This window comes from Chryseobacterium aurantiacum (assembly GCF_003020585.1).
GTDB lineage: Bacteria > Bacteroidota > Bacteroidia > Flavobacteriales > Weeksellaceae > Chryseobacterium > Chryseobacterium aurantiacum.
Map to the genome: position 1 here is coordinate 1230173 of NZ_PXUE01000002.1, position 25688 is coordinate 1255860.

Consider the following 25688-nt stretch of genomic DNA (forward strand, 5'->3'; position numbering starts at 1 on the left):
AAAGGAAAAAGTTGTCCTCTTTAGGCAACTTTCTTTCTTAAATTGTGTGCTAATGCGTGCAATCCGAACTCCAATTCTACTTTTTTCAGACCTTTCAGGGTAAAGCGTTTAAAATTGTTGCAATGTTTCAGGTGTGCAAATACGGGTTCTACCTCAACCGAGCGTTGTTTGCGTTTTCTGATGCCTCTTTCGCTGTTTAAGAGTTCCCTGATTTTCTCTTTAAACTGCTCCAGATGATGGTTTCGCTCTACACTGCGGTTTTCTTTGGAACCGTGACAAACGCCTCGCAATGGACATCCTTCACAGTTTTCTGCCTGATAATGCGAGAGTTTTTGTAGGTAACCCGTTTTGGTTTTTCGAGTGCTTTCGTGCGTTTTCTCCATCTTTTGACCCATTGGACATACGTAATAATCTTCTTCTTGGCTGTAGTGCAGGCTTTCTTTGCTGAAGGCCTTGTGTTTCGCCTGATAATGGGCATCCTGCTCTTTGTCGAAGGTGTTGTATTTTACAAAGGGGGTAATCTGCTTGCGTTCCAGTAACTCATAGTTCTGCTCGCTCCCATAACCTGCATCAGCAGTGAGTTCTTCTAATTCAGCCAGCCTTTTTTCGCCATACAGTTTCTCAAAATTTTCAAGATGGTGCTCCAGCGTGTTGAAGTCGTTGGTTTGCTGATGAATCGTGTAGTTTACAATAATTTGATTCTCGGTGGAAATCTGCGCATTGTAGGCGGGCTTAAGTTGTCCGTTCATAATGTGGTCGTCCTTCATCAGCATGAAAGTGGCGTCTTGATCGGTCTTGCTATAAGAGTTTCTTTCTTTTAAAATCGCTTCCTGAGCTTCGTATTTGTCGAGGTTTTTCTCAAAATTATTTTTAATGTAATTCAGCTTGGCTTTGGCTTTCCTGTCCTGACCGGTTTTGCCGTTGCTGCCTTTCAGTTTGGCATTGATATTTTCTACGGTTTGCTGAATTTTTTCTTTGCTGATTTCTTTAAATTCCGGCGGTTCCGGGTCTTTGTCTTCTTCTCTGGCAACGCTTTGGGCGTATTTCCAGAGGTTTTCCAATTGTCGGAGCATTTTTTCTTTGTTGGTTTTAATGGCGTTTGCCCAAACAAAAGTGTAGCGGTTTGCCTGTGCTTCGATTTTGGTACCGTCCACAAAAACCTGTCTCAAATTCACCAAGCCTTCCTCTGCCAAAAGCAAAACTACTTGCGAGAAAATATCCTTGAAGGCTGCTTCCAGCTTATTGCCTCGAAAACGGTTCACCGTATTATGATCCACGATGCTCATGTTGGAGAGCCACATAAAATTGATGTTTTCCCGAAGGGCTTTCTCTATTTTTCGAGATGAATATATATTGTTCATATACGCAAAAACCATCACCTTGAGCATCATCACGGGATGATAACTGGGATTTCCTTCTTTGCTGTAGGCTTTGAGAAGTGGGTCAATATTCAATTTCTCCAAAATATCATTCACGATCCGGACAGGGTGGTTTTCGGGAATCAACTCCTCAAAACTATAAGGAAACAGCAAGAGCTGATTTTGATTATAATGCTTGAAATTCATAAACAACTATCTGATTATCAAGAATAAATATACAAAAACCCTCAATAATTACCAAAAAAAATCCGCCTCAGTTGTGAGACGGATTCTTTTAGTTTGCTAATGTAAATGACAGAAAGTTGGCTAACTTTTACATTTTCTCAATTTTCATAAAATCAAGCGTTTTTCATTATTTTTCACTAAATTGAGATAATTTTATTCTAAGAAAATCTTTGACTATGAAAGACTTACTTACTGATATCAAGACATCCTGCGAACCTATAAATTATGAAGCAAAAGTCCACTGGATTTCCTATGTTATTCCTGTTTTCTTTACAGTAATTGGCTCTGTGGGAGTTCTCTATTTTCTATTGCTCGGATACAAATTTATGTTAGGATTTATGGGCATTATTTCCCTATTTCTTATTTTTCTTTTCATTAAAGGTATCATCAAAATAATCCGGAATAAAAATACGAAAATCTATGTTACAGACAATTATCTTACGTTCTCTACAGGTATATTAGGAAAAACGTTTTCCGATATTTCATTGAATAAACTCGAAGGAATGCAGTTTAATCAAAGCTTTTTAGGAAAGATGTTGAATTACGGGACTTTGGTTGTAACTACTGGAGAAGTAACCCATTCATATTTTATTGAAAATCCGATGGAACTAAGAAATGTTTTACTTCATTCTCAAAAATGGTCCGATTAAAGAATAGTTTATTTAATCTGGAATAATTGCTATAAATCAATCCCGCAACCTTTTTTCAAAAACATACCCTGCTAAAATGCGGCAATGTTTTAGAAATGGGGTTGCACCGCTTTCCGCAAAAATGCGTTTCCGACCAAAGGGAGGAAATGCATTTTTGCCGCCCGATTTTTCTCAGACGGCAGAAATCATGCAATTTTTATGGGTTGGGAATGAAAGTTTTTAAGGTTAAGGAAAAATCCTCTATTCTCGGTTAATCCGTTTCTGAACAAGCCCCACAGCAAGGAGCTTCCCATTTGTGCCAATGTTGAGTTGATAAACAAATCCTGCTTTTCCAGTGCTTCTGCCAGTGAACAACTTGGTGTATCATCGGACTCTTCGGATTGTTTTAACAAATCCCCAAATTCATCAGTGACAAAAGGTAAATGATCTATCGTTTCATATTTCTCGGAATTGGGCTGTTTGATAGTTCCTACAGTAGCTAATATCGCCTGTGCAGTATTTTGATTATTCCCATAATCCAACCAATACAGGGGACGGTCAGCATAATAACGACCATTATTTAACCTTTTCAGTATATCAGCAATTTCAAATCTTGCACTTACACTGTCAACACAGGATATATAAATATTTGCAGGAATATTTTCGGAAAACTTTTCCGATTCATTCTTCTTAAATTTTTGTGTTTCTGCTTTCCAATTCGTTCCCATCCAACGGTTAGCACGGTTGATTAAGGCAACGGACTTGTATAATCCTACTTCCGATTCTGCAAAACGTTGCCTCCCTAAATTTGCTTCGGTAATGAGATCATCATCCCACAACCGCACTTGTAGCCCTGCATGTCCCAATTGAATCAGGCTGTGATTCATTTCCATTAATGCTGTCAATACTTTTGAGCCTGTTCCCCCTGCACCGATCAGGTTAATGGTTACAGGGTTGGTCGGATTAATCAGGTAATTGTCTGTAAAATGAACTTTTGTTTTTTCGCTTGTCATGGCAGTATATTTTTAAGGGTTTTATTGGTCTTTTTTAATATTTCTTTTGGAAAGGTTTTGTCTGTATTAACGAGCTCTTTCCAAATGCTTACACAGTTGCTATTGGTAGGATTATGGTTTAAATGGCTGAACCTGCTGTTAAAAAAATAGTTTTCCCAAGCGCGAATAAATTCCTCAACCGATGCTGAATTTTTAATATCCACACCAACTGTTCCCATACAGACACTTCCGTTTTCATAAACATTAAAAAAAGGAGCATGATACAAAACTGTTTTTTCTGTAGGTCTTTTGTCTGAAGTGAGAGCAAATACGGTAAGATGTTGCTTAGTCGCCATCCACAGCATAGGTGGAGTATGTGCTACACCATTAGGGATTTCAAGGGATTCGGTAAAGAATAGTTTTACTTTTCTGGCTTTGGTATACCATATCACCGAACCCTTTTCGGTCGGATTGATATATAGAACATTCGTGGGCAGAATACTTTCAGGTTTTAAAAATGCTTTGCTTTTTTCTTTTTCCGTATTAAGGGACTTTGCAAATATTTTAGCTTCCCTTTCGCTTAAAGGATGGGCATTAATGGGATTTCCGTCTTTATCCATATCAAAATGTTCTACATAAGTATCTTTATCATCGTCTTTGGTCTGATAAATGACCAGAGCTGAAACGGGATGATACAGTGTTCCGAAATGATGGGTTATATCTTTCATGATGTTATATTTAAATGGTATTATAGTTTAAATGCTGTTCAGAATATCAATTAATCTTTCTATCAGGGGAAAAATGCAGTTTTCAAAATCAAGGTTATCATCGCTGACATTTGTTCCGTCAAATCTTTTTTGTGTGGATGGTTCTTCTATTTCCGTACATTCCTGAAATTCAGCATTAACAGAATCAAATAAAGTCTGAAATAATATTCCTTTATCATCTGCACAGAACGAAACATATTTTTCCATTGTGATGGTTCTTTCATGATAATCCTCATCATAATCGTCATGAGCTGTATTTCTTTCGCTCCGCTGAATATTTCTGTAAATAGTAGCATCGGGAAACGTTTCATAGAGGGCAAGGGTATCACAGGCTAATAAAAGACAATCGGTTTCAAAGGAATCTCTGTTTTCAAAACGATTGATTCTCTCTTTAAATCGGGCTAAATTCTGATGATTGAATATTTTTTGCTCCACATAATCACCAATCCACTCGCTTTGCTTTATTTCACGTAAATATTCAGGGGTATCTTCGGTTTCATCATTAATGAGCCACTCCGAAATCATTTCGTACATCCAGCACAGGTAGCTGTCCTGCTGTCTGTAATAAGGGACATCTGCAACGTGATACAAATATGAGCATACAGATTGTAAAAGCTGTGTAGCCTTTTGACAATCGGGGTTTTTAGATAATCGGTACAGTGGAACTATTGGAATATAATATAAAGTTGCTCCTGTATTATATCCTTCTTCACTTAACAAGTACGTTTTCTTTTTATCCTGCACCAAACGGATTTTCTCCCAATTCTTTATTTTAATTTTTAACTGTTTTTTGATATCTTCCAAACCAAAAGCAATATTGTAAGGAAAACCTAAATGTTTTGACGGTGCAGGTGTGATTCCATAATGTTCGGTCAATTGGGAAAGGGACTGATAAAAATCCCTTTCCATTTTGTCTGTTTTCTTTTCATCCTGTGGGGATGGTGTGTCTTTCAGCTTAGGCAGAAACGAACAATTTAAAAAAGCATGGGTAGCATGGCTATCGGTACTGCTTTCATTTTGTCTTTCTGTATTTCTCCTGCATCCTTTGGTCTTTGCATCCAATGGGTGAACTCTCCCAACTGTTTGTGCAGTTGCTTTTGTTTTTTCTCTTCGGGAAGCTGTATTCTTCCCGATATGATTTTTCGTTGCATTCATCATAATTTAGTGATTGATATTGGGTAAATAGTGGTTGGATGTAAAGAAGATTACTGTAAACCCAACCACAAAATTTTATCAGCCTTTCGTTCCCATTACACTTTCAAAACGGTATTCTACCGTGTCATTCCTGATTTGTGGTGCGGATACTTTTGCAGTTGTTAGGATGGGATATGTATTGGCATAAAAATTCATGACCGCTTCTACGCTCCATTTGGGCTCGGGGTCTGTCAATCGGATTTCCTGTCCGTTATCTTTCAGGATAAAAACTCTTTCTAATTGGGTTGCAAGTAACATAATTGTTAATTTTCTGATTTGACCTATTTTTTTACTATTTTCCTACCCTTCATCTTTAGTCCGATAATGGCTCTCATTGGGCAATTTTCTATTGCCATTATCTGTTGTATGGCTCCCTGTTTTCCGCTCATAGAATTTATTTGAAGTCTTATTCTACCTTTGTCATGTTGTAAGGTTGCTATATAGGTTTCTATAATCATAGCTGTGGATTAATGGTTGTGGTAGGCGTTTTTTCCTCACTGAAAAGGTTATGTGCAAAGTGCCTTTCATATTCATCCTGCTTTTTGCGGATAGTTTCTGCATAGTCGGGATATTCAGAAGCCTTTGGAAGTGCTGACCATGCCCCTTTGTAGTTTCCTTCTTTTTTAAGTTCTTCGGCTTTTTGAAAAGCATCTTTGTACTTTTTCTCTTTGGCTTCTCTTTCCTTCTTCTCTTTGTCGGATTTTTCCTTTTCCATTGCCGACTGCTTTTTGGCTTCCTCTAATTGCTTCATAAAGCTTTCCATACCGACCATCAGTCCCGAAGCGGTTTGTAATGGGGCTTTAATGTGTTCAAAAAATCCGGCATCAAGCTCGTCTGCCGTTCCTTTAAGGTTAAGAGGAGGAATGATATTTTTTGCTTTATCTCCACATCCATCATTTTGTACTAATATGGAAGCCACTATTTGGCTTTCGTTGGCTTTGGTAATGGTTAGAATCAGCTTACTGTTAATATCCATTTTGGCTATCAGATTGAAAAAATTGGTTTGCATAATTTGTTGGGTTATGGATTAATTACTAAATGAGTATTGAAGTCTATTAGTTCCCATAATGAAAACTCCACTGTCCTAAATTCTTCTTCCGTAGGCTTTCCATAGGCTTTATAAATGGCATTCCCATCCTTAGATATCTGCATCTGGTAATGACACAGACTATTTTTAGGTTGTTTCAGTTCTTTTAAATCCTCTTTCTCTAATTCAATGAAAACTCTGTTTCTCTCAGAGAGCCATTCTTCAACCACAGGATAATATACTTTCGAAAATCTAAAGAACTCCACATGGGTGTCGAAATAGTTTAGAGACTTTATATCTTCATCAGTTTCAATGATTTTTATAACTTCAAGGCGTTTCTTTTGGGTTTGTTTCCACTCCCCTGTAATGTTGATAATAGCAAAGTCGCAAGCATCCCATTCACTGTTGGTTTTTGCTTTTACAAGTAAATATTCCGTTGGCATATCAGATCGTTTCATTTTTTTGTTTTTTTATGTTATGAATTATTCTTTACAGAGGTAAAAACCCCATTAATGTAGTAGCCGATAAGTGTTTCCCAAAGACGTATCAGGCTGTTTGTATCTACATAATACTTTTCTGATCGGTTACAGTAAATATATACAGGCACATCTGCGTACTCTTTATTATAGCTATACGCTTTTGCCAGTTTTTTGGCTTCGGTTCTTGATTTTGTTTTCATTTTCAGGGATTTTCATAAATATATGTTCCACTTGTTTTGAGAGGGTCTGCACCCTGTGTCAATCGGATTTCCTTGTTAAATTTTAGTGACAAGTTTCTTGCATAGTGTATCGCTGTTGTCCTGTCACAATGGATTTTGAAGTATATTGATACCTGCTCCCATTCTGTTCGGTCATTTCGGGACTTCATCTGAAAATTATATTGTGATTCCATAAATGCTTTTTTAAGATATTCTTGGGTTAATTATTAAAATGGTAAATCATCATCTGTGTCCCCTGCAAAAGGGTTACTTGATTCCTGCATTGCATTTTGCTTCGGTTCGTTTTCAACATTTCTTCCACCTCCATAAACCTGAATGTATGAAGTATGAAAATTCAATCCTGAACGGATTTCTCCATCTTTGCCTATCCATGCGCTTGAGCTTGCCCTGCCTGTTAATTCTACCACCGTCCCTTTGGTAAGGATTTTGGCAACATTCGGGCTTATCCAGTACGAACAATTGTAATAGATGGTCAGCTCCCTGCGCTCTCCCTGCTTGGTTTTGTAGCTGTCATTGATGGCTACTGAAAAGTTCACGACCTGTTTGTCGTTTTTCAATGTATTGATTTCTGCGTTTCTGGTAATTCTACCGATAATTGTGTTCATAATATTTTGTTTTAATTGTTAATCATTACTTTTTTCAGTTGTAAAATTTCGAGTGATTTGATTCGGTATCGAGGACACTCGGCTTCTTTCTTTTCACCTTTTCCAATGGGAAAAGCATTATTTATTTTTTTGTTTGATTATTCTTATGTTAAAGAGCGACTGTTTGATTCGTATAACTGAGGTTCCGACTTTTTCTTTGCTAAATGACCATAGTACAGGATCAGGCACTTAAAACCTGAATGGAAAAAAAATGAAATGAAGGCTCCGAAATCTTTTTGTCCGAAGGATTCAGGAGTGTCTGGAAAAATTGTTGGAGCGAAGCGGAGAGAATTTTTGTAGAAACCCAAAAAGATTTTTTTGAGTGAATGACCTGTACTACATTTGCTACAGTAAAAAGTGAAAAACCACAGTTATATATATGAATTGAATAGGTGATATTTAACCCTAGAATGATCTAAAAACAATAATGAATAATTGGATTTTTTCTTGTGTTGATGTGATTTTGAAGTCTATTTTCTTATGACCGTCATCAACATTCAAGACCGAAATTCTAAAAATTAACAGTTTTATTGAAGGTTTTATATTTTTGTTAGCTGAAGAACCTGAAAAAATTAGGTATATAAATTTGAAAAAAATTTTCAACTCATGAAATTACCTCCTGAATTAGAAGACCGGTATATAAAAAATGACAAGTAAATTATTTGCAATATGGAAACAAACAAGATTATTCTATAATTGCAACCTTAAAATCCATTTTTTATGAAAGAACTATTAGAAAAAATTAACGCAGAATTTGAAACTTTTAAAACAGACTCCAACCTTCAACTTGAAAAAGGAAACAAAGCAGCCGGAACAAGAGCAAGAAAAGCAGCTTTGGAATTAGCCAAGATTCTAAAAGATTTCAGAAAAATTTCCGTCGAGGAAAGCAAGAAATAGTCAAAAGCTTCCTCTAGATGGAGGGAGCTTTATTTTTGTAACGCTCTATAATGAGCATTTAGAGAATCAGTTAGTCATTATATCTTTTGGCAAAACCACTCATTAAGATCCTTAAAATCTCGATAAATTAGAGAACAATCCTCTACATGTTTATATTTCATTAATATTTTGTTTTTAGTGATATTTCCATTAGAATCATTATCAAGAAACAGGTAAATTTTATCGTATTCACCAAGTGTTTTTATTGCTTTGAAAAGCATTACTGTTGAATTAAGGATCAGATAATCAGAATTTTTAGTTTTTTCTATATTTTTGAAAGTCAGGTAATCTAAAACCCCCTCAAATACCGTGATTTCCTTATTATTTTGTTCGTCCTGAATCAAAGTCACATCTTTCTTACCTAAACAGATTTTAGAATAAGGATTGCGGATTTCAAAACCACCTGAATTATTTTTAAAACCAATTCCGAAATAATTTTTCCCGTATAATTCGTAATGCAGTTCTCTAACCAAGTCTCTCTGCTGATAAACTTTCCTCCTTTTAAGATATTGAATTAAAACCGGATGCCCGATTCTTTTTAATTCCAATATCCTGTAATGAGGCCGTGTTGTAACCTCTTCCTTTTGTTTTTGATCCTGTATTGAAAAGTCAAATTTCCCAAGGTATTTCAAAGCTTCCGAAACAGAACATTGAGTCACCTGCTGAACAATGGAAATGGCATCATAACTCTTTCCTGTTCCAAAATCAAATGCAACATTTTTAATAAAATCAACAGAAAGACTGGGAATCTTTTCCTCCCTGTCGAGCGCAAAATAAAAGGCTGTTTTCCCGTTTTCTTTCGCGGGAAAAAGATTGAAGGATTCTAAAACCGTCCTGATTCCGACTTTCTGTTTGATTTTTTCGCAATTCATTTTTTTTCTTTTTAAAGCAATTTTTTACCCTGGATTTCCCTTTTAATAAAAAAAAGACTTTTATTATCTTTTAAATTAACTTTTAGTAGTTCGTGGTATCTGCCTGTCACAAAGCGTTTGCAATGATTTTCAAATGAGCGCAATTCCGAATTCCGAAGGAGTGCAAATCCGATATACAGATGAGCGCAATTCCGAAAAGATGCCCTTTACCGCATGAGCGCAAATCCGAATTGAACTATGTTTTCATCATTTCTTTTTAGCGTATCTGTCATTTTCACTGGCTTTACAATATCGGAATGAGTGCAATTCCGAAATCAGCTTCATAAAATTCTAAATTTCAACAATTCCTTAACTTCAGCGAGCGCAATTCCGAATTCCGAATGAGTACAAATCCGAAATACAGATAAGCGCAATTCCGAAATCAGAGAATCACGGGATAACCGTTGGGAAGTATTTCCCCCATTTTTGTTTCCCTGTATAGCTGTATAATAAGCTCCTGTATTTTGTTTAAAAAAGCCGTTCCCTGATAATTCGTGGATTCTACCCCTTTCAACCTGCTAATCCTTATGAACTCACTGAAAGCCATTTCTATAAGCCCACGGGTTTGCGGTATAGTTTTGTATTGGTACGAAAACTGAAGCATTTCCCGTTGTCCCAAGCCATACCTTTTCTGAAAATAATAGAGCCTCTTTGCAATTTTTGATTTCTCTGCTGTGTGCTCCGACATATCGGTACCGCTTACCATTTTATTGTAAAAAGGATGAATGAAAATAGAATCACCTTTATAATGATAATTGAATGAAAGGGTATTGTATCTGTTGAAATTTATTTTTGCAGTTTTGAGAAACTTGAAGCAAAAATCATTCGCGGTTTTATAATTCAGTCCAAACTTTTTGTTCAGTGATGAAAGTTTCATCATGGTTCCATCTTCGGGAAGTTTTGAAAGCCAGATGGCAAAAATAATGTGCTTGTTGTTTCTGATATTATATACCAGATTATACAGGATGTAGTTATATTCGGGAATAATCATCAGCTTTTTCAGCCAGTAACTGCTGATAAGAAAAGAAGTATACCCTCTTTGGTCATATGTTGGAGTCGAAATCAGCCCTCCGAATGTTCTAATCTCTTTTCCTTTTGAGTTAACCGATTTATACCAGCCCATTTTGAACCGGGCAAGAAACTCATACGCTTCCACAACCTGTTTGGTTGAGCCACTCGGTGAGATCTTGCTGTTCCGGATTTTAATGGAGGCAAAAATGTTATTTTCGGTTTCAAATTCTTCATCAAATAAAGAGAGCTGCTTCGGACGGTCTTCCGGACGGAACTGCTCACTACTGATAATCGAAATGATGTTAAAAATAACACGTAGTGCATTGATCGGAATATCAGCCGCCTCTTGGTCTTCAAAAATAAAATCGTCCACAAAATGATTACCCAGGCGTATTCTTTCTGAAATTCTCTCATCTCTATCTTCAAAAATCTTTCTGACAAGCCTTACATCTTTTTCCGGAATAGCCATAATTTATATTTTTAGTGTGCTTTAATTTTGTTCTGCTTAGGGTAACTTCATTCTGATCGAAAGATCTTTACAGCAATTTAATTTTCTCACTTTTTAATGTTTTTGATCCATCAGCAAGATTATAATACAGATAATCTCCGGTTTCATCGGTTCTGAAAACTCTTTTCTCTACTTTCCCGAAATTGGGTATTCTAACTTTTTGAATTCCCTGATACTCGGGAAGAATTCCATTGAGACTTACTTTCTGTCCAGGCTTTAATTCTGATAGTTTCATTTTTTACCGTTTTAAAATTTTAAATAGATAACCATCAACACTTATATTTTTTAAGGATCACTTTGGAGGTTTAATAACAGGTATTGACTCTAAAGACAGTTGTTCATTATCAGTCATGTTTTTTATAAAGGGCAAAAGATTTTTCAATGAGGATTTCCAGTTAGTTATCGGTTTTCTTAAATTATTGCACCAATCTTGATCTGCCCACAAAGCATATTTTTCCTTAATATCAGATTCCATAGATTCTTCATAACCACTCAGTGTATAGGCGTATGCCATAAATTCCTCTAAAGAAGGATTACCGACTACTGTTTTAAAAGGATGAGGAGCATCATTATCAAAAGATGCTTTCTCTTTTTGCCCGGTAGTTTCAGGAATACTTATAGATAAACCAACCGATGGTAAATTTTCAATTCTTTCTATTACCGGAATCCGAGGGTTATTTTTTCTTTTTGCCTTTTGGTCTTCTTTATCCTTTTGGATTGATAAAGGATAATCTGGAACTATTCTGTAAGAACAGGAGTACCCATTTTTACTTTCGTACCGGACCAGCCCTGAGTTCCGCAGCGCTTCTCTTGCAGATTTTACCGTTTTTCTTGTTAGTCCTAGTGTATTACCAATCGCTACGTCGGAAACAGTAACATCGTATCCGTTATTATCATTTGCCAATTTCAGTAAATACAGGTATATTGCAACAGCAGTGGTACCCAATTGCGCTTTTGCGCCAGATTCCCAAAATTTTTGTATAAGCTCCTGATAATACATCGTTATTTCCGGCCAAAAATTTCCAGTACTTTTTGCTTATCAATGATGATAATTTTCCCCTTTTGGATAATGGCTTCATCCAGCATTCCGGAGGATTTTATTTCCGAAGCTTTTGAAACGGAACATCCCAGGACTTTTGCTAATCCTTTGAGCCCGTATTCATGCCTGTTTTCCGAATTGAGGTTTTTGATAATTTCCAAAAATTCCTCGACCGTCAGCTTCCAAAGGGGTGTTTGCGGATCTATCTTTTTCATTTACTTTCTTTTATTGATTTTAGCTACCTATTTTTTTCCTTAGAAATCCAATTCCTTGCAGCAGCCTGCCAGCTGTTCATTAATTTCTCGTCACTTAATTTCCAACCCTGAGAATCATAAAACGAATAAAACCCATATGCCTGAGCAGAAGGTAGATCACGTTCATTAAAATATAATTCTACTTCATGAAATTCAGGTGCAGAAAAGTTGTTTTCTTTTGGTAGTAATAATTCTTGCTCCGGGAATGCTTTATGTACAGAAATTCCAGACTCCTCAAAGTCAACAATATCAACCAGGCTTCCAATATAAGGGTCGTAACTGGGGGAATACATAATGAATCCTGCCAGATGTAATTCTTTAATACACTTATGATAGGTTCCAAGGGATTTTACCTTACCCAATCTCATGACCTCACCACGATAAATACGAAAGGGGCTTTGAAACCGGTTCATGCTCCAGCACTGAAAAAGTGCAACATAAATACTGATATGGGATGGATGTAGCCGGTTATCTTTAATCACATGCGCAAAAAAATTGATGATATCTTTAGTCTGACTCATGATTTCCTGTTTTCTGTGATTATTTAGAATCCGTAAGCAGCTTCTCAATGTCTTTGTAGTTATAATACAAGATCCCCCCTATCTTCGTATAAGACAGGGTTCCGTTGATTCTAAGATTCTGTAAGGTCCCGGAAGAGATATTCAGAAGCTTTTTGACCTCCGAAGTACGGAGCCATAATTTTTGTTCTGTCGTTCTTACCTGAAGTAATTCTTTAATCCCTTCCAGCAGATCTATTTTGAATTGCTGAAGGTCTTCTTTGGTGATAATGGATATTGCCATAATTTCAAAAATTGTTTGTTTGACAAATTTTCGAAATCAGACCGGATTTCTTTCGGTAGGTCTTCGGTACTACCGAAAGATTTTTGTATACTCTCCATCAATAAAGGAATTATTGAAAAAACACTAATAATTTGATTTATAGTGTAAAAACAAGAAAAAATGCCTATTGATCACCATCCTGGAATGATTGATTCAAATGGTCACTGAGCAACTGAAGGAATTTAGTCGGGTTGGTTTTCCTGCTTTTTATCTCATGAAGTGTCTTATAAAAGTTTCCCAGGTTAATATTGAGTGATTTTTCAGTAAATTTAATAATCTCGCTAAACTCAATATTGCCGCCATTAAATGAACGGGTATTGTGGAGCGCATATAGGAGTTCCACCAAAGCAGATTTTGAGGCCGACCATTGGAGCGGGGATTTATCGGTTATCTTTTCGTATACATACACATTAATTTCTGCAATGGATCTCAAAAGATATTTTTCCAACCGGTCATTAGCCATAATTTGGGAAATAAGGTGGTCATGTGAAGTGGCAAATTTTTCGTCATAATCATAAAGGCCGGCTTCTATTTTGGTTTTCAGGTCAAACTGATTCCGGACGAAATATTTTTGATCAAGATAGGTAGCCTTACGCCTATAATACTCGTAAAAATCGGTGTGGTTTTCATAATAGTTTTTCAACAATTCCAATTCGCATTCATAATATTCTTTGAGGCTTAACTCTCCCGCATTAGGCTTAGCCGCTTCAATTGATAAAAGCTTCGAAAAATAAATAAACTGCGAAATGAAAACGGGCTTGATCTCCTTAAAGAAATAAACTTCGTCGGCAACCGTTGAAAACTGGTATGAGCTTACATCCAGCTTAATGGCTCTTATTGCAACATCTATCTCCATCAAGGAACGCTCGTATAAATCAATGGGATCATTTTTTTGTTCAAAGCCGATCTGTTCAAGTCTTTTCTCTAAACTCAGTTGTAATCGCTTACACTTTTTAAAAAACAAGTTAGCATCCATATTTTAAATAAAAAGTAGAAATTTTTAAGTATTAAAAATGATAAAGCTGTTATTAAATATAAATAAGTCTACGGATCACCTGTCTCATCATTGATTTTTTGAATAAATTCTGAAGGAGTTAAAGCAGTTAATTCTATAAAAAATTTAGAAAATTTGGGTCTGTTGGCAAATCCGCATTCATCAGCTATCGTATCAACAGAATACTTCCTCCATTGTGCATTGGTTCTTAGCATTTCCTTAACATACTCAATCCGCAAGTTATTGAGATATGTATTATAATTTGTTCCTTTATATTCATTAATAACCGCCGATAAATAAGCAGTATTCGTTTTTAGCCTTTTTGCAAGCTCATTTTGGGTAAGCCCTTTTTCTAAATAAAATTTGTTTTGTTCCATTATTTTGAGCTTTTCCAATATTTCGTTTGTCAGATTCTCAGGCAACTTGGATAGTTTGGTCGAAACCGTATCTTTATGGTTCTCTTCTCCTAAAGTCTGATCACCTGCAATCTGGTACTTTTTAACCCTTTTTTTCACCTTGAAATATCTTACAGAAATTAAAAGCAAAGCTCCGAAAGAAATCCCGGCCACAATATATCCGTAAAATGCTGAGGATTCCAATCTTTTTTTGGATGTAAGCAAGTCATTGGTATCATATTCTTTAATGATTTTTCCTGAGAGGTATTTAAAATCATTATGCATCATCCGGTCAAACCGCAGTAATTGTTTGGTATAATACAATTCTTTCTTGTTATCATTTTTATCTTTGTAATGTATGATAAGTAGCTCAAACGCTTCCCTTACTGAAGGATGTGCAAAATTTCGTCCCAGAAATATACTATCTACTTTTTCTAAATAATTAATACCTTCATTTTCATTGTGATTTCTTAATAGAATTTTACCTTTTAAAAAATAGATCAGCGATGCATTGGTAAAATCACTTTTCTTTTCAATGCCTGCCAAAGCAATATTAAAATTCGACAATGCCTCTCGGTCATTTTCTCTTAGATAGTCTAGAATCCCACTCAGCTTATAAAAATAGCTTCTTTCTATATAAAAATTTTTATCCTCGGCCGAAGCCTCCAATCCTTCATTAATAAGATCGGAAACCTCATTTATTTTTGATTGATAAAACAGACAGATACCCATCTGATGAAGGCTGTTCAAATATCCCTTCTTCATATTGTATCGAAGATTGGGAAAATCTGTGGAAACACTTGTATCTCTATAATAAGATCGGCACTTTGAAAAAAGTGTAAAGGCTTCTTCATAATATCCTAGATAACTTTTGACAACTCCTATATGGTACATATTTTTATGATACAGATAGGGATCCTTACTTTTGCTTAAGTATTGCCAAGCCCTCAGATACTCATCAAGAGCCTTCTGATATTTTCTGTAGGTAAAGTAGTAAACACTTCCTTTTGTTAGGTAGGAATTTCCAATAAGATCGGGGTCACCTGCTTGGGAGGCGGCCCATACAGCACTATCTGCATATTCTATTTTTTTATTCCTCGAAAAGCTGACAGCGTCCCGATACGCCTGGGTTAGCTCCTTATAATTTTTAAATGCTTTCGCTTCTTTAATATATGCATTGACAAACTCCAGGGCACGTTCATCGTTTTCTTCAAAATTATCATAACGAACTCTGTAATCAGAATATTCCTGACCATTAACTAAAAAGCAAAAGAACGTGAAAAAACAGAATATTATTTTCAAAATAAAAACAATTTAACCATATAATGTCAATGATATTATAAATATAATTCAAAATTAAGCAAAATGAACCAAGCAAAAAATTATTTCTGCACTTTAGGAATTACACTTAACAAATCCAATAAAAACACCTGATTTACAATCAATTATATCATTACTACATATTGAGCCTATTTATAAATAGGCTCCTAAAAATTTATAAATGGGCTCCATCAACCTTTTTTTTCGAAAAATTCATGCTCTAAATTCGCTTTCAGAATTCTAAAAAACTACCGGCCGGGATTGTTAATTATTTAATCCCAAAATCATGAAAACCAAAATATTAATACTGCATATTGTTGCAGGAATTTTACTTTCATTTGTTATTTTATCCTGTCGTGAAGAAAGCCTTCCGGAGATTCCTTATCCGGAGATGCCTGTCATTACGACTGAAAGAATGGTCTCAAAAGCAGACACTACCCAACTTGAAAAAGAATTGGAACCCAGTGAAAAAGATCCGCCAAAGGACCGGGACAACTGGAAAACCAGTAAGTAACCAAATTTTGAACCAACATGGAGACTCAGGTGCCACTCATCATTGAATCGGGAACGGCCTGTCCCGTTAGTGGAATATGGAAAACCATAGGACCTCTTACTACTACCATCACGGTAAATGAAAAATCTGCTATGCCTACCTATTGTGGCGTAAAAGTACGCTGGATATTGTTATACCATTGTTAAAATCTTATTATGAAAAAGAAACTGACACAACTTGCCATATGGATTGCTTATTTTTTTATCCTGTTGTTTTGCTACGCATCCATCAGTAAAATATTTGATTTTGAAAACTTTCAGGTTCAAATTGCCCAGTCTCCATTGTTAAGCGCTTATGCTATAATAATTACCTATGGAATACTTTTCCTTGAACTTTTGGTCTGCTTCTTTTTGATATTTGATAAAATGAGATTCATTGGATTGTACGGTTCCTACATACTGATGGTTCTCTTTAGTATCTATATTTATCTTATCCTCAATTATAGTGAGTTTATTCCCTGTTCCTGCGGGGGGATTCTTGAAAAAATGGATTGGCAAACACATCTCATTTTTAATCTGATATGTGTCCTAGTTGCTGTAGTTGCCCTTAGTATTGACACGTATGCAAACCACAAAAAACAAGGGAAGCTCTTCTTCAGCCTTCTAATCACAGCAGGGCTCTGTATCACCGGAATGCTCATCATGTATCAAAAGTCAGAATATATTCTTAAGAAAGATAATGGTTTTCAAAGAAGATTTTTACAGCATCCTATCCTTAAAAATGGTACGTATGATTTAAAACTGAACTCCTATTATTTTGCCGGCTTTTCAGGCGATACCCTATATCTTGGGAATTACACAGCACCGTTCTCACTCACAAAGATTACCCATTTTACGGGAATGGAACGAAAAAATCTGCAACTCAGCCGTACAGACATTAGTTTCAGGTCTCCCCTGCTTGAAGTTACAGACGGTCTTATCACGTTGTATGACGGAACAATCCCGATCATTTTTGAAGGAACAACCGGGAGCAATAAGCTCCCTGAGCAAAATATTGGAAAGACCTATTTCAGGAAAATCAAACGAATTGATCATAATAACTTTCTCATAGGTGCTTTCCACCGCAAAAAGCAGATTCAGAGTCTGGGGATTATCAGTAAAGGAAGCAAGGATTCTGTAAGGTTTAATCCAGAGCTTTTGGAAAAGAATAAAGAAGGTTTTTTTGAACCCGATGGGCAATTAAATTATGATTCTTTCACTGGTAAGGTTGTTTATGTTTACCATTATAAGAACATGTTTGTAGTTACTGATCGAAATCTGAAATCAAAACATGTATTCAGGACTATTGATACCGTCAGCATCCCGCGGCTAGGTCTTTCCCACTTAGCCGATGGCAGCAGAAAGCTTAACAATCCGCTGGTGGTCAACAAAAGGTCAATTGCCTATAAAGGGGTTCTGTTTGTGGAGTCGGACCGCAAAGGAAAGCTGGAAAAAGACAGGGGTAATAAAGCCATTATACTTGATCTTTATTCTATTCAAGAGCAGAAATACCTTGGCAGTATCAGTATTCCCAACAGGAATAAGGAGCAACGTGTACAATTTATCATACAGGGAAACAAATTGTATGTAATGATAGAAAATGAACTGATCAGATATCGTTTTGCGCAAAACATCACTCAACATTTCATTTCAGGGGAAGCCGAAAACCTGTACAAAGAGTAGGCACCAATAATAAATTTATAACAATGAAAAAAATGAGAAAAATCGCATTGCCATTGGCTATCCTGTTAATCGGAGCAGGCAGCGCGTATGCTACCAATGTAGCATCAGAGACTAAAAAAGCTGATATTCCTGGATGGAAAATTGATCTTGAAAATCCGGAACAGCCTTGTGTCATGACAAGTCAGCTTTGTACGACAGATAATACTGGTATTGTCTGTACAGTAAGTGACGCTTCTGGTGTCCATGACCTGTATGAATCCAGTTGCGAAACAGAATTATTCAGAATTCCTTAACTGTTAGCTATTACTAACTACTAAAAGAAGGGTGCACTTTATTGAGCACCCTTTATGTATTTCTGTATCCAGGGGATATTTCTTTCATCCTTTAAATGATAATTAAACCAATCCAGAATTTTCAGGGTAAGGTCTTTCTGAGCTTCAGCCCTACTTAAACTGTGGCCTTCCTTATCATAAAACAGGGCAATAACAGGCTTTCGGTATTTTCTTAATGCAATAAACATCGATTTGGTTCCTTCCGGGCTTACATTGCCATCATCAGTCCCCGTCCACAACAGCATGGGTGCACTGACATTCTGAACAAACATTATCGGATTATTTTTGATATATTTTTCAGGATTTTCTGCCATCGTAGCCTTAAACCAGTACTGGCGCCCTTCATACCTGTAATAGTCGGGAGCATTAAAATGATAATTGTACGCATAATAAGTCCGTACCACATCAGAAACTGCTGATCCTGAGACATAGGCTGCAAAACGGTTTGAATGACCCGCAATAAAATTGGTTTCATAACCGCCAAAAGACTGTCCCATGAGTCCAATCTTTGTCATATCTACATTCCTAATCTTCTGTAATTCGTCTAAGGCATTATTAATGCTTTCCAGTGCTGAAATTCCTGCTCCTTTGTCAGATTGCGAGATATCAGCAAGCAGTACGGCGAAGCCCTCCTCCATCAACAGCGGGATATTCAGCCCTGTGGGATTCGAGAAGGAAGGTCGCAGGAATCTTTTGGTCATATAATCCTGCTTCTCATACACATGGATAACAACGGGATATTTTTTTGAGCGGTCATAATTCAGCGGCATATACAAAGCTCCGCTTATGGTTTCACCGTCCGAACCTTTGTAGCAAATTTTAATAAGCTCTGCCTGTTCAAATTTCTGATTCTTCTGATCTGAAACATAAAGAACTTTTGGATTTTCCTTCTCTTTCTTTACTACAAGCCTTGGCCGTTTATTATAGTTTTCCTCAATCCAGTAATAATTTTCACCCTGATTCAGCCTTTTAAATGCCGTGATCTCATCAGGGGTCGGTTGTTGAATGATATTTAGCTTCCTGTTTCTTAAACCGGCATAAATGATATGACTGGTCTTCGGATCAGTGATTTTTAACAGCAAGCTCTTTTTGATATCTACGGTCCTGAAGTCTCTACCGTATCCTAATTCCGTACTGGTTCTTGTAAAATCCACCAGCTCGATTTCTGAATCATCATTTGCAGTAAACATTTCTTTCATTTTCTCAGTGGCCAGATTATATTCAGAGATCCTGTTTCCTCCTACCCATAGAACTTCTTTCTCAGAAGTAAAATAAGGAACCATAGCCGCAGAAACCTTTACATCTTCCATCACCAGAGTTAACGTATTGTACAGCTGCCAGTTGTTTTCCCTCTGAATTAGCAGGTACTGACCTGACGGTGAGATTACCATCTGTTTCCGCACATCCGTAATCAGGGTATAGGTATCGGTTACCGCATTCCACAAATACAGCCTGTCAAAGCTATTTCCTCCCGCTTTATCCATTTTATCCACCTGCTGCTTGTCAGTTTCATACATCAGGTAGCGTGAATTGCCGATAGCAGTCTCCCCAAAATATCCGGGACGGGTTATCAGAACCTGTTTACCGCTTACCGGCTCCCATTCCACCTGGATAAATTCGGATACCGGCTTCACGTATTTTTTAAGATCGAAGTCAGTCCCGTACCAGATATCAACCATTCCTTTTGCAGGCGGGATTCTCTTTCCCAATTTTAGGACAATACTATTATCAGAATGCGAAGGATTCAGCATCATCTGATCATAGCCATCATACCCGCTTCCATCAAAAATATATTGTTTTTTATCCTGAGAAACATAATAGAGGTTGGTCTTGCCTTTCTTTCGGGTCTGAATCACAAAGCCTTTCTTGTTCATTCCTGAAGGCAAAATATTGCTCAGCTCATCATGGGTCGAAAAGATTGTTTCAAAAACTCCATTCTTTAAAATTAATGCTTCAATCAGATCACCTGTCTTTCTCCTGGCGATGGTCTCATCCCCTTCAGAATAGATATGCTGAATACCGGAAATACTTTGTCGAAGGCTAAGATCAGTATCATAAACTTCCAGCCTGCTTTCATCTTTTTCAGTATACAGCACCATAAAGGCATGCTGCTGTTTATTGTAGATAAACTTTTTTACGTGTTGAAAAAAACGGGAATTTCCGGTTTCGGGATAAAGATACTCCAATGTATCTTTTGTCTGTATCGCGAGATCGTTTCCCACCCAAATGATAAAATCAATATTTTTTCTTTCCGTTCTGTGGTCTTTATTTCCTGTTCTTTGCAGCATCATATTCTTTGTCCCGTCAACAGAGAATATATACCATGCCAGCCATTTACCGTTATCAGAAGCCTCGGGAAATTTCATTTCTTCCATATCCTTAATCAGCTTTTCCAGATGCTCATACCGCTGGGCAGAAAGGTTTTGTGGTATAATAATGAGAAGAAATATCCATAATATCCATACTACTACAGAGAAATTTCGCCTTAGGAAAGATTTGAAAGTGATACAATCAATATGTGACGCCTTAATATCCATCATTTTGTGGTGTTAAGTGACTATTCAAAAGCATTTCTTTCTGCGGCAACGGCAGATATTGATTGGTCGCTTTCCAGTTAGGCTTTACCGGTTGTAAGAGATCCAGCTGTCCCCACCGTTTCAGGTCTATAAACCGACTTCCATGTTCTGCAAAAAATTCTTTTCTTCTTTCATTTTTAATTTCTTCCATCGCCTGAGCCTGCGAAATGGAAGTACTGAGTGGTGTTAACCCCGCCCTTTGTCTTGTCTGATTGATGAAAGGAACTGCTTGGGTTGTTTTGTTCTGCATGGTTAAAGCTTCTGCCAGCATCAGGCATACATCCTCTAACCTGTAGATGATAGAATATTCTGTCGTATTGGTAGCGGTAGTTATTTTATATTTGGTCTGCTTATAATTGGTCTGTGAACCAAATACCACCGGAGTAAAATAGTTTTGCCGTCGAAGATCGGTGGCTGAAAAAGAACTTATAAGATCCGGATTCAAAATAAATGAAGTAGGCGCGCCCACAAAGTTATAGAGCACGGCTTCACTTGTCGGGTCAGTATTGTTCTTAGGTTTCAGCTGCCAGATAATATGCTTTCCTGTTTTCTGAAATACTTTAGAAGGGTCATTTTGAAAAACATAGTCAGCATTCTGAATAATCGTCTGGCATAAAACTTCGGTTTCCTGCCATTTTCCCAGCATCATTTTCATTTTAGCCTGTAAAACCAGGCCTGCTGCCTTATTAATATAAATCCTTTCTGCATTCCGGTATGCTGAGGGCAGAAGGTTCACCGCTTCCGATATATCGGCTTCTAGTCTTGGCAGGAATTCATTCTTAGGTATTCTGCTTAAAGTCGAGTTATAGACATAATCTGTTGTAGTAGTGTAGGGAATCTCCCCATACATCTGGTAGAGGTAATAGTAAATAAGGCTGCGGACCAGCATTGCCTCTCCCTTTATCCTGCTTTTTGCTGATACCGAAAGGCTTTTGGATTTTTCCACACCTTCTATAATGCTGTTGGCCATATACACCTGCTGATAAGCCGTAGTCCATACCTGGCTCACAGTAGCATTGGTTGCCAGCAGCTGGTTATGGTAGATATCCAGGATCCCGTTTCCGGCGCTGGTGAAAACGCAAGTAATATCATCGGTATAATTTCCGAGTAAAGCACCGGAACCGTCTGTCGTGCCACTGATCACGGAACCGGTCCATAGTCCCGAGTACAGTCCAGCGAGCGCCGCATCTGCGGTTTTCTCATCTTCAAATACCTGTTCTGTGGCCAGCTGGTTGTTCGGAAAATCTGTTTCTATAAATTTCTCACACGATACTGCGCTTAAAGCAGCATAAAGCATCAAAAGAAGCGCTATTATAGCGTTTATAATATTTTTCATTGTTAGTTGCTAAAAGTTATTACATATAAAATCATCAATTATCTCAATCGTTAATGATCCCAAATCTTTATCTTTAATTTTTAATCACTAATCACTAATCATCAATCTTAATCGTTAAAAAGTCACCTGGAATCCCAGGGAATAGGTTTTTAGGGGTGGAAGGTAGCCTACGAGATAAAACTCCGGGTCCATTCCAAAGTAATTGGTGATGGTCAGAAGGTTTTGTCCCTGCACATAGATCATAGCTTCTTTGATGCCCAGCTTTTGCATGGGAATGCGGTAGTTAAGCTGTACATTCTTCAGCCTGATATAGGAAGCATCACTTATTGCCGCTGTTGAGTTCTGAAAGAACCCGTGCAGGGAAAGCTTCTGGGGGTTGTACCCTGCTGAATATTCCATATAGCTGCCTCCTGGGTTAGATGGAGACCATGCGTCCAATACTTCTACAGGCTGATTGCTGAGTGCTCCGGGCAGAAGCATCTGGCGGTTGTAATTCCAGTTTCTCTGTTTTACAAACTGCCACAGGAAAGATGCTGACCAGTTTCCCCACCTGAATTGAGTTGACCATCCGCCAAAAAATCGGACGCCCAGTTTTTCTACTGCCTTATTATCGTCAGGGGAGGTAATTTTACCGTCACCATTGAAATCTGTAAACTTATACAATCCGGTGGCAGGGTCTATGCCTTCATACTGGTACACCTTAGCAATAGTCGTAGGGTATCCGATCATATACTGATTGGAATAGGTAGAACCTTCGAGGTTCGGAAATTCTACAAGCGTATTCTTGGGAATGCTCAGGTTAAAAGAGGTTTCGTACCTGAATTTTCCTTTTCTTAAAACCTGAACCGAGGTATCAAATTCCCAGCCTATATTCCTGATCTTTGCCGGAAGATTGGATTGTACGGAAGGAAAGCCCGTGGTGGATGGAAGGGGAATTCCTACCAGCTGATTGGAAGAGGTGTTTTCATAGTAGGCACCTGAAAAATTAAAGTGTCCGTTCCAGAGTCCTACTTCCAGGGCCAATTCTTTTTTCAGAGTCTTCTCCCAGCTGAAATTAGGGTTATACAGCCGCGCCGGATTTAAACCGGTCTGCCCGTTATATATACCCGATGAAATAATATAGGTATTGAGATATTGGTAATCTCCTATCTTATCGTTTCCTGTAGTTCCCATGCTTCCTCTGAGTTTACCCATGCTCAGCCATTTTACCTCTTTCAGAAAGGGCTCTTCCGAGAAAAGCCATGCCGCGCCTATTGCTCCAAAGTTCCCGAAACGGTTATTGGCACCAAATCGGCTAGAACCGTCACGCCTTCCGGTAAGGTTCACAATATATCTTTTCTTCAGTTGATAATTAAAACGGGCAAAAACTGCCGTATAGTTATACTGGCTCCGAACCTGATCAGAAATGGTCTTTACGCTAGCGGCTCCAATATTATCAATCAAAGCATTGCTCTCAAAGCCTTTTCCCTGAATAGCTCCCTGCTCCGATTGTGTTTTCTGCAGGGTTGCTCCGAGTAAAAATTCAAACTGGTGATTTCCGGTTTTGTAAGCGCCCACCAGTTGGGGTTCGAGGATATAGGAAAAGTTCACCTGGTTATTCCGGGAAGAGGTGGAATTCATACTGGTCTGTCCAAAAGAAGGATTATTTATTGTATGGGGCTTTATCGAGCGTTCTTCGAAATTCTGATAGCTGATTCCGGCATTCATTTTTAATGAAAGGAAAGGAAACAGCTTATAGGACACATTAAGGCCGTTATTAAAAAAGGCGGTCTTATTGGAGTACTGGCTCAGAAGCGAAGCCACCGGATTGTTAAATGTTCCGTTCTCCCAGTTGATGCTCCCGTCTGCAGTATAAAGTGCCGGCGCATTGGGGCTCAGCATAATACTCTTTAGCGTAAGGTCATCATTCTGCACATTGTTCTGCTGAAAAGAGAAGGTATTTACCAGGTTAAATTCCAGTTTTCTGTCAGGGGTGAAATAGCTGAAATTGGCATTGATGTTATTGGTTTTATATTTGAAGTCAGCCGGCAAAACAGTGGTCTGCTCATTATGGCCGTAGCTGATCTGGTAAGAAAAGTTTTCAGAGCCGCCACTCATCGACAGTTGAACGCCGTAGGCATCTGCCATGTTTCCGATCAGTTCTTTCTGCCAGTCGGTGTATCGGGATTGGTCCCAGGTTCCGTTGATGTCATACATGGTAGCGGGATAGGCTACATTATCATTCTGGAATGCATGGCGACGCATACTGATGTACTGCTCCGTGTTCATCATTTCCATAGGCCTAGTAATCCTGCTTAAGGAATACGAGGTATTAAGTTTGAGCTCAGATCGTCCTTTCTTTCCTCTTTTAGTGGTTACAATGATCACTCCGTTGGCTCCTCTTGATCCGTAAATAGCTGTGGCATCTGCATCTTTTAATATCTCAAAGCTTTCAATAACGTTTGGGTTGATAGCGTTCAGGGGATTTATCGAGGACCACGGAAGGATTTTATTAGAATATAGCGAAGGGGTCTCGGAAGCCTGTGGAACCCCGTCTATAATATATAAGGGTTCATTACCCTCACGTCGGATACTGTTCTTTCCCCTGATCTGGATCTCAAATCCACCTCCCGGAGTTCCGGTATTCTGGGTAATGCTTACCCCCGACATCCTTCCCTGGGCAGCAGACAGTACATTAGATACAGGCTGGTTTTCGATATCTTTTGCCGATACTTTTGCTATGCTTCCAGTGCGCTCCTTATCTTTGACTTTATAATACCCTGCATTCAGTACCACTTCTTCAATATGGCTTACTTTTTCTAAAGCCAGCTTGTTTGAAGGTGATAAGGTATCGGATTTTGTCCTGAGTATGGAAGCTTCAGAGGTATTCTTTCGGGAGATCATATCCGAATTGTTCTGTACCTGCGCCGGAAAAGAGCTTCCTGCTACCGTCAGCATAAGGACACAAGGGATGCCCCCAATGCTGGTATAGGATTTTTTCATACTTTTGTAAAAGTTAATGGTTAATAACTATTAATGCTCTTTCCTGCCTCAGCTGTCAACTTTTGCGGAAAGGGCTTTTTTATTTCTTATTGTTCTGTAACAAAAAGATAACTAAGTATCATTATAATAGGTGTTGCTTATTTTCATTTGATGGTCTTTTATGGTTACATTGTGTTTTTAAATATTGTCTAGGAGGAAGTTTTGGGAGATTACAAAACCTCCAACCTAAACACATCATAAAGAATTAATATGAATGAAATTAACCTCGAGTGTGAACTGTAAAGCTCCAATGGATGCGCTGCCATTGTATCCTATCTAATCTTTATAGTAAAAGCAGCTTAGAGAAATGTAGAGAAGGCGGACATCATTGAAAAAACAGCGTGGAACTCTACCTACCGTATCAGAGGTACTGGCATACCCTTTACCACGAATAAGAGAGCCCACGCTTAGAACGTGAGCAATCTG

The 25688-nt window shown here is 37.7% G+C and carries 28 protein-coding genes; 6 read left to right on the forward strand and 22 right to left on the reverse strand.

Annotated features, from left to right (window positions below; all coding sequences use genetic code 11):
* Positions 1–20 precede the first annotated feature (20 nt).
* The gene (locus C7D53_RS11870; protein WP_106916660.1) at positions 21–1565 is read right to left on the reverse strand and encodes an IS1182 family transposase; all 1545 of its coding nucleotides are present in this window, start codon (positions 1563–1565) and stop codon (positions 21–23) included.
* A gap of 215 nt (positions 1566–1780) precedes the next feature.
* Here C7D53_RS11870 and C7D53_RS11875 point away from each other — a divergent pair, with 215 nt between their 5' ends.
* Positions 1781–2254 (forward strand): PH domain-containing protein, encoded by a 474-nt coding sequence (locus tag C7D53_RS11875; protein ID WP_106916661.1) that lies wholly within the window; start codon positions 1781–1783, stop codon positions 2252–2254.
* Between the two features lie 185 nt (positions 2255–2439).
* Here the strand turns inward: C7D53_RS11875 and C7D53_RS11880 are convergent, their stop codons facing one another.
* The 9 genes from C7D53_RS11880 to C7D53_RS11920 form a co-directional block, all read right to left on the reverse strand.
* Positions 2440–3246, reverse strand: coding sequence for a PRTRC system ThiF family protein (locus C7D53_RS11880; protein WP_106916662.1), 807 nt, complete (start codon positions 3244–3246; stop codon positions 2440–2442).
* Positions 3243–3953, reverse strand: a complete 711-nt coding sequence (locus C7D53_RS11885; protein WP_106916663.1) for a PRTRC system protein B — start codon at positions 3951–3953, stop codon at positions 3243–3245. The genes C7D53_RS11880 and C7D53_RS11885 overlap by 4 nt, the downstream gene beginning before the upstream one ends.
* 27 nt (positions 3954–3980) lie before the next feature.
* On the reverse strand, positions 3981–5150 hold the full coding sequence (locus C7D53_RS11890) for a hypothetical protein (RefSeq protein ID WP_106916664.1): 1170 nt from the start codon (positions 5148–5150) through the stop codon (positions 3981–3983).
* 75 nt (positions 5151–5225) lie between these two features.
* Complete coding sequence (locus tag C7D53_RS11895; protein ID WP_069214556.1) at positions 5226–5444, reverse strand: PRTRC system protein C; 219 nt, start codon at positions 5442–5444, stop codon at positions 5226–5228.
* Between the two features lie 196 nt (positions 5445–5640).
* Positions 5641–6195 (reverse strand): PRTRC system protein E, encoded by a 555-nt coding sequence (locus tag C7D53_RS11900; protein WP_106916665.1) that lies wholly within the window; start codon positions 6193–6195, stop codon positions 5641–5643.
* 11 nt (positions 6196–6206) lie between these two features.
* Complete coding sequence (locus C7D53_RS11905; RefSeq protein ID WP_106916666.1) at positions 6207–6671, reverse strand: hypothetical protein; 465 nt, start codon at positions 6669–6671, stop codon at positions 6207–6209.
* Positions 6672–6688: 17 nt separating this feature from the next.
* Positions 6689–6892: a DNA-binding protein gene (locus C7D53_RS11910; protein WP_106916667.1), complete on the reverse strand. Its 204-nt coding sequence runs from the start codon at positions 6890–6892 to the stop codon at positions 6689–6691.
* Between the two features lie 2 nt (positions 6893–6894).
* Positions 6895–7104, reverse strand: a complete 210-nt coding sequence (locus C7D53_RS11915) for a hypothetical protein (protein WP_106916668.1) — start codon at positions 7102–7104, stop codon at positions 6895–6897.
* Between the two features lie 33 nt (positions 7105–7137).
* Complete coding sequence (locus C7D53_RS11920) at positions 7138–7536, reverse strand: single-stranded DNA-binding protein (protein WP_106916669.1); 399 nt, start codon at positions 7534–7536, stop codon at positions 7138–7140.
* A 759-nt stretch (positions 7537–8295) separates the two neighbouring features.
* Here C7D53_RS11920 and C7D53_RS11925 point away from each other — a divergent pair.
* Positions 8296–8472 carry a histone H1 gene (locus C7D53_RS11925; protein ID WP_024568772.1) on the forward strand — a complete coding sequence of 59 codons (177 nt, stop codon included), beginning with the start codon at positions 8296–8298 and terminating at the stop codon, positions 8470–8472.
* Between the two features lie 77 nt (positions 8473–8549).
* Here C7D53_RS11925 and C7D53_RS11930 read toward each other — a convergent pair whose 3' ends face one another.
* The 9 genes from C7D53_RS11930 to C7D53_RS11970 form a co-directional block, all read right to left on the reverse strand.
* Entirely contained in the window at positions 8550–9383 is an 834-nt protein-coding gene (locus C7D53_RS11930; protein WP_106916670.1) for a toprim domain-containing protein, read from the reverse strand.
* Between the two features lie 421 nt (positions 9384–9804).
* Positions 9805–10902, reverse strand: coding sequence for a hypothetical protein (locus C7D53_RS11935; protein WP_106916671.1), 1098 nt, complete (start codon positions 10900–10902; stop codon positions 9805–9807).
* A 67-nt stretch (positions 10903–10969) separates the two neighbouring features.
* Entirely contained in the window at positions 10970–11176 is a 207-nt protein-coding gene (locus C7D53_RS11940; protein ID WP_106916672.1) for a hypothetical protein, read from the reverse strand.
* 57 nt (positions 11177–11233) lie between these two features.
* Positions 11234–11941 (reverse strand): helix-turn-helix domain-containing protein, encoded by a 708-nt coding sequence (locus C7D53_RS11945; RefSeq protein WP_106916673.1) that lies wholly within the window; start codon positions 11939–11941, stop codon positions 11234–11236.
* A gap of 2 nt (positions 11942–11943) precedes the next feature.
* Positions 11944–12195, reverse strand: a complete 252-nt coding sequence (locus tag C7D53_RS11950) for a DUF3853 family protein (protein WP_034870081.1) — start codon at positions 12193–12195, stop codon at positions 11944–11946.
* Between the two features lie 23 nt (positions 12196–12218).
* Entirely contained in the window at positions 12219–12755 is a 537-nt protein-coding gene (locus C7D53_RS11955; RefSeq protein WP_106916674.1) for a hypothetical protein, read from the reverse strand.
* A gap of 19 nt (positions 12756–12774) precedes the next feature.
* Complete coding sequence (locus tag C7D53_RS11960) at positions 12775–13035, reverse strand: helix-turn-helix domain-containing protein (protein ID WP_105704245.1); 261 nt, start codon at positions 13033–13035, stop codon at positions 12775–12777.
* A gap of 163 nt (positions 13036–13198) precedes the next feature.
* Positions 13199–14050: an RteC domain-containing protein gene (locus C7D53_RS11965; RefSeq protein ID WP_106916675.1), complete on the reverse strand. Its 852-nt coding sequence runs from the start codon at positions 14048–14050 to the stop codon at positions 13199–13201.
* 68 nt (positions 14051–14118) lie between these two features.
* On the reverse strand, positions 14119–15765 hold the full coding sequence (locus C7D53_RS11970) for a helix-turn-helix domain-containing protein (protein WP_071447183.1): 1647 nt from the start codon (positions 15763–15765) through the stop codon (positions 14119–14121).
* 304 nt (positions 15766–16069) lie between these two features.
* On the opposite strand from C7D53_RS11970, the gene C7D53_RS11975 reads away from it, so the two are divergent.
* From C7D53_RS11975 to C7D53_RS11985, 4 genes are read left to right on the forward strand one after another with little or no spacing between them, the layout of a single operon-like run.
* On the forward strand, positions 16070–16297 hold the full coding sequence (locus tag C7D53_RS11975; RefSeq protein ID WP_050019633.1) for a hypothetical protein: 228 nt from the start codon (positions 16070–16072) through the stop codon (positions 16295–16297).
* Positions 16298–16314: 17 nt separating this feature from the next.
* Positions 16315–16482 (forward strand): hypothetical protein, encoded by a 168-nt coding sequence (locus C7D53_RS20930; protein ID WP_157837397.1) that lies wholly within the window; start codon positions 16315–16317, stop codon positions 16480–16482.
* A 9-nt stretch (positions 16483–16491) separates the two neighbouring features.
* Positions 16492–17997, forward strand: coding sequence for a MauE/DoxX family redox-associated membrane protein (locus C7D53_RS11980; RefSeq protein WP_106916676.1), 1506 nt, complete (start codon positions 16492–16494; stop codon positions 17995–17997).
* A 23-nt stretch (positions 17998–18020) separates the two neighbouring features.
* Entirely contained in the window at positions 18021–18290 is a 270-nt protein-coding gene (locus C7D53_RS11985; protein WP_050022320.1) for a DUF6520 family protein, read from the forward strand.
* Between the two features lie 38 nt (positions 18291–18328).
* On the opposite strand, the gene C7D53_RS11990 is transcribed toward C7D53_RS11985, so the two are convergent.
* From C7D53_RS11990 to C7D53_RS12000, 3 genes are all read right to left on the reverse strand, one after another.
* The gene (locus C7D53_RS11990) at positions 18329–20869 is read right to left on the reverse strand and encodes an alpha/beta hydrolase family protein (protein ID WP_106916677.1); all 2541 of its coding nucleotides are present in this window, start codon (positions 20867–20869) and stop codon (positions 18329–18331) included.
* Positions 20856–22241 (reverse strand): RagB/SusD family nutrient uptake outer membrane protein, encoded by a 1386-nt coding sequence (locus tag C7D53_RS11995; RefSeq protein WP_228422310.1) that lies wholly within the window; start codon positions 22239–22241, stop codon positions 20856–20858. The genes C7D53_RS11990 and C7D53_RS11995 overlap by 14 nt, the downstream gene beginning before the upstream one ends.
* Positions 22242–22355: 114 nt before the next feature.
* Positions 22356–25223, reverse strand: a complete 2868-nt coding sequence (locus C7D53_RS12000) for a SusC/RagA family TonB-linked outer membrane protein (protein WP_106916678.1) — start codon at positions 25221–25223, stop codon at positions 22356–22358.
* Positions 25224–25688: the final 465 nt, after the last annotated feature.

Coding starts and splice junctions, on each gene's coding strand:
- C7D53_RS11870 (WP_106916660.1), bottom strand. CDS start 1,565: ATGAATTTCAAGCATTATAATCAAAATCAGCTCTTGCTGTTTCCTTAT.
- C7D53_RS11875 (WP_106916661.1), top strand. CDS start 1,781: ATGAAAGACTTACTTACTGATATCAAGACATCCTGCGAACCTATAAAT.
- C7D53_RS11880 (WP_106916662.1), bottom strand. CDS start 3,246: ATGACAAGCGAAAAAACAAAAGTTCATTTTACAGACAATTACCTGATT.
- C7D53_RS11885 (WP_106916663.1), bottom strand. CDS start 3,953: ATGAAAGATATAACCCATCATTTCGGAACACTGTATCATCCCGTTTCA.
- C7D53_RS11890 (WP_106916664.1), bottom strand. CDS start 5,150: ATGATGAATGCAACGAAAAATCATATCGGGAAGAATACAGCTTCCCGA.
- C7D53_RS11895 (WP_069214556.1), bottom strand. CDS start 5,444: ATGTTACTTGCAACCCAATTAGAAAGAGTTTTTATCCTGAAAGATAAC.
- C7D53_RS11900 (WP_106916665.1), bottom strand. CDS start 6,195: ATGCAAACCAATTTTTTCAATCTGATAGCCAAAATGGATATTAACAGT.
- C7D53_RS11905 (WP_106916666.1), bottom strand. CDS start 6,671: ATGAAACGATCTGATATGCCAACGGAATATTTACTTGTAAAAGCAAAA.
- C7D53_RS11910 (WP_106916667.1), bottom strand. CDS start 6,892: ATGAAAACAAAATCAAGAACCGAAGCCAAAAAACTGGCAAAAGCGTAT.
- C7D53_RS11915 (WP_106916668.1), bottom strand. CDS start 7,104: ATGGAATCACAATATAATTTTCAGATGAAGTCCCGAAATGACCGAACA.
- C7D53_RS11920 (WP_106916669.1), bottom strand. CDS start 7,536: ATGAACACAATTATCGGTAGAATTACCAGAAACGCAGAAATCAATACA.
- C7D53_RS11925 (WP_024568772.1), top strand. CDS start 8,296: ATGAAAGAACTATTAGAAAAAATTAACGCAGAATTTGAAACTTTTAAA.
- C7D53_RS11930 (WP_106916670.1), bottom strand. CDS start 9,383: ATGAATTGCGAAAAAATCAAACAGAAAGTCGGAATCAGGACGGTTTTA.
- C7D53_RS11935 (WP_106916671.1), bottom strand. CDS start 10,902: ATGGCTATTCCGGAAAAAGATGTAAGGCTTGTCAGAAAGATTTTTGAA.
- C7D53_RS11940 (WP_106916672.1), bottom strand. CDS start 11,176: ATGAAACTATCAGAATTAAAGCCTGGACAGAAAGTAAGTCTCAATGGA.
- C7D53_RS11945 (WP_106916673.1), bottom strand. CDS start 11,941: ATGTATTATCAGGAGCTTATACAAAAATTTTGGGAATCTGGCGCAAAA.
- C7D53_RS11950 (WP_034870081.1), bottom strand. CDS start 12,195: ATGAAAAAGATAGATCCGCAAACACCCCTTTGGAAGCTGACGGTCGAG.
- C7D53_RS11955 (WP_106916674.1), bottom strand. CDS start 12,755: ATGAGTCAGACTAAAGATATCATCAATTTTTTTGCGCATGTGATTAAA.
- C7D53_RS11960 (WP_105704245.1), bottom strand. CDS start 13,035: ATGGCAATATCCATTATCACCAAAGAAGACCTTCAGCAATTCAAAATA.
- C7D53_RS11965 (WP_106916675.1), bottom strand. CDS start 14,050: ATGGATGCTAACTTGTTTTTTAAAAAGTGTAAGCGATTACAACTGAGT.
- C7D53_RS11975 (WP_050019633.1), top strand. CDS start 16,070: ATGAAAACCAAAATATTAATACTGCATATTGTTGCAGGAATTTTACTT.
- C7D53_RS20930 (WP_157837397.1), top strand. CDS start 16,315: ATGGAGACTCAGGTGCCACTCATCATTGAATCGGGAACGGCCTGTCCC.
- C7D53_RS11980 (WP_106916676.1), top strand. CDS start 16,492: ATGAAAAAGAAACTGACACAACTTGCCATATGGATTGCTTATTTTTTT.
- C7D53_RS11985 (WP_050022320.1), top strand. CDS start 18,021: ATGAAAAAAATGAGAAAAATCGCATTGCCATTGGCTATCCTGTTAATC.
- C7D53_RS11990 (WP_106916677.1), bottom strand. CDS start 20,869: ATGATGGATATTAAGGCGTCACATATTGATTGTATCACTTTCAAATCT.
- C7D53_RS11995 (WP_228422310.1), bottom strand. CDS start 22,241: ATGAAAAATATTATAAACGCTATAATAGCGCTTCTTTTGATGCTTTAT.
- C7D53_RS12000 (WP_106916678.1), bottom strand. CDS start 25,223: ATGAAAAAATCCTATACCAGCATTGGGGGCATCCCTTGTGTCCTTATG.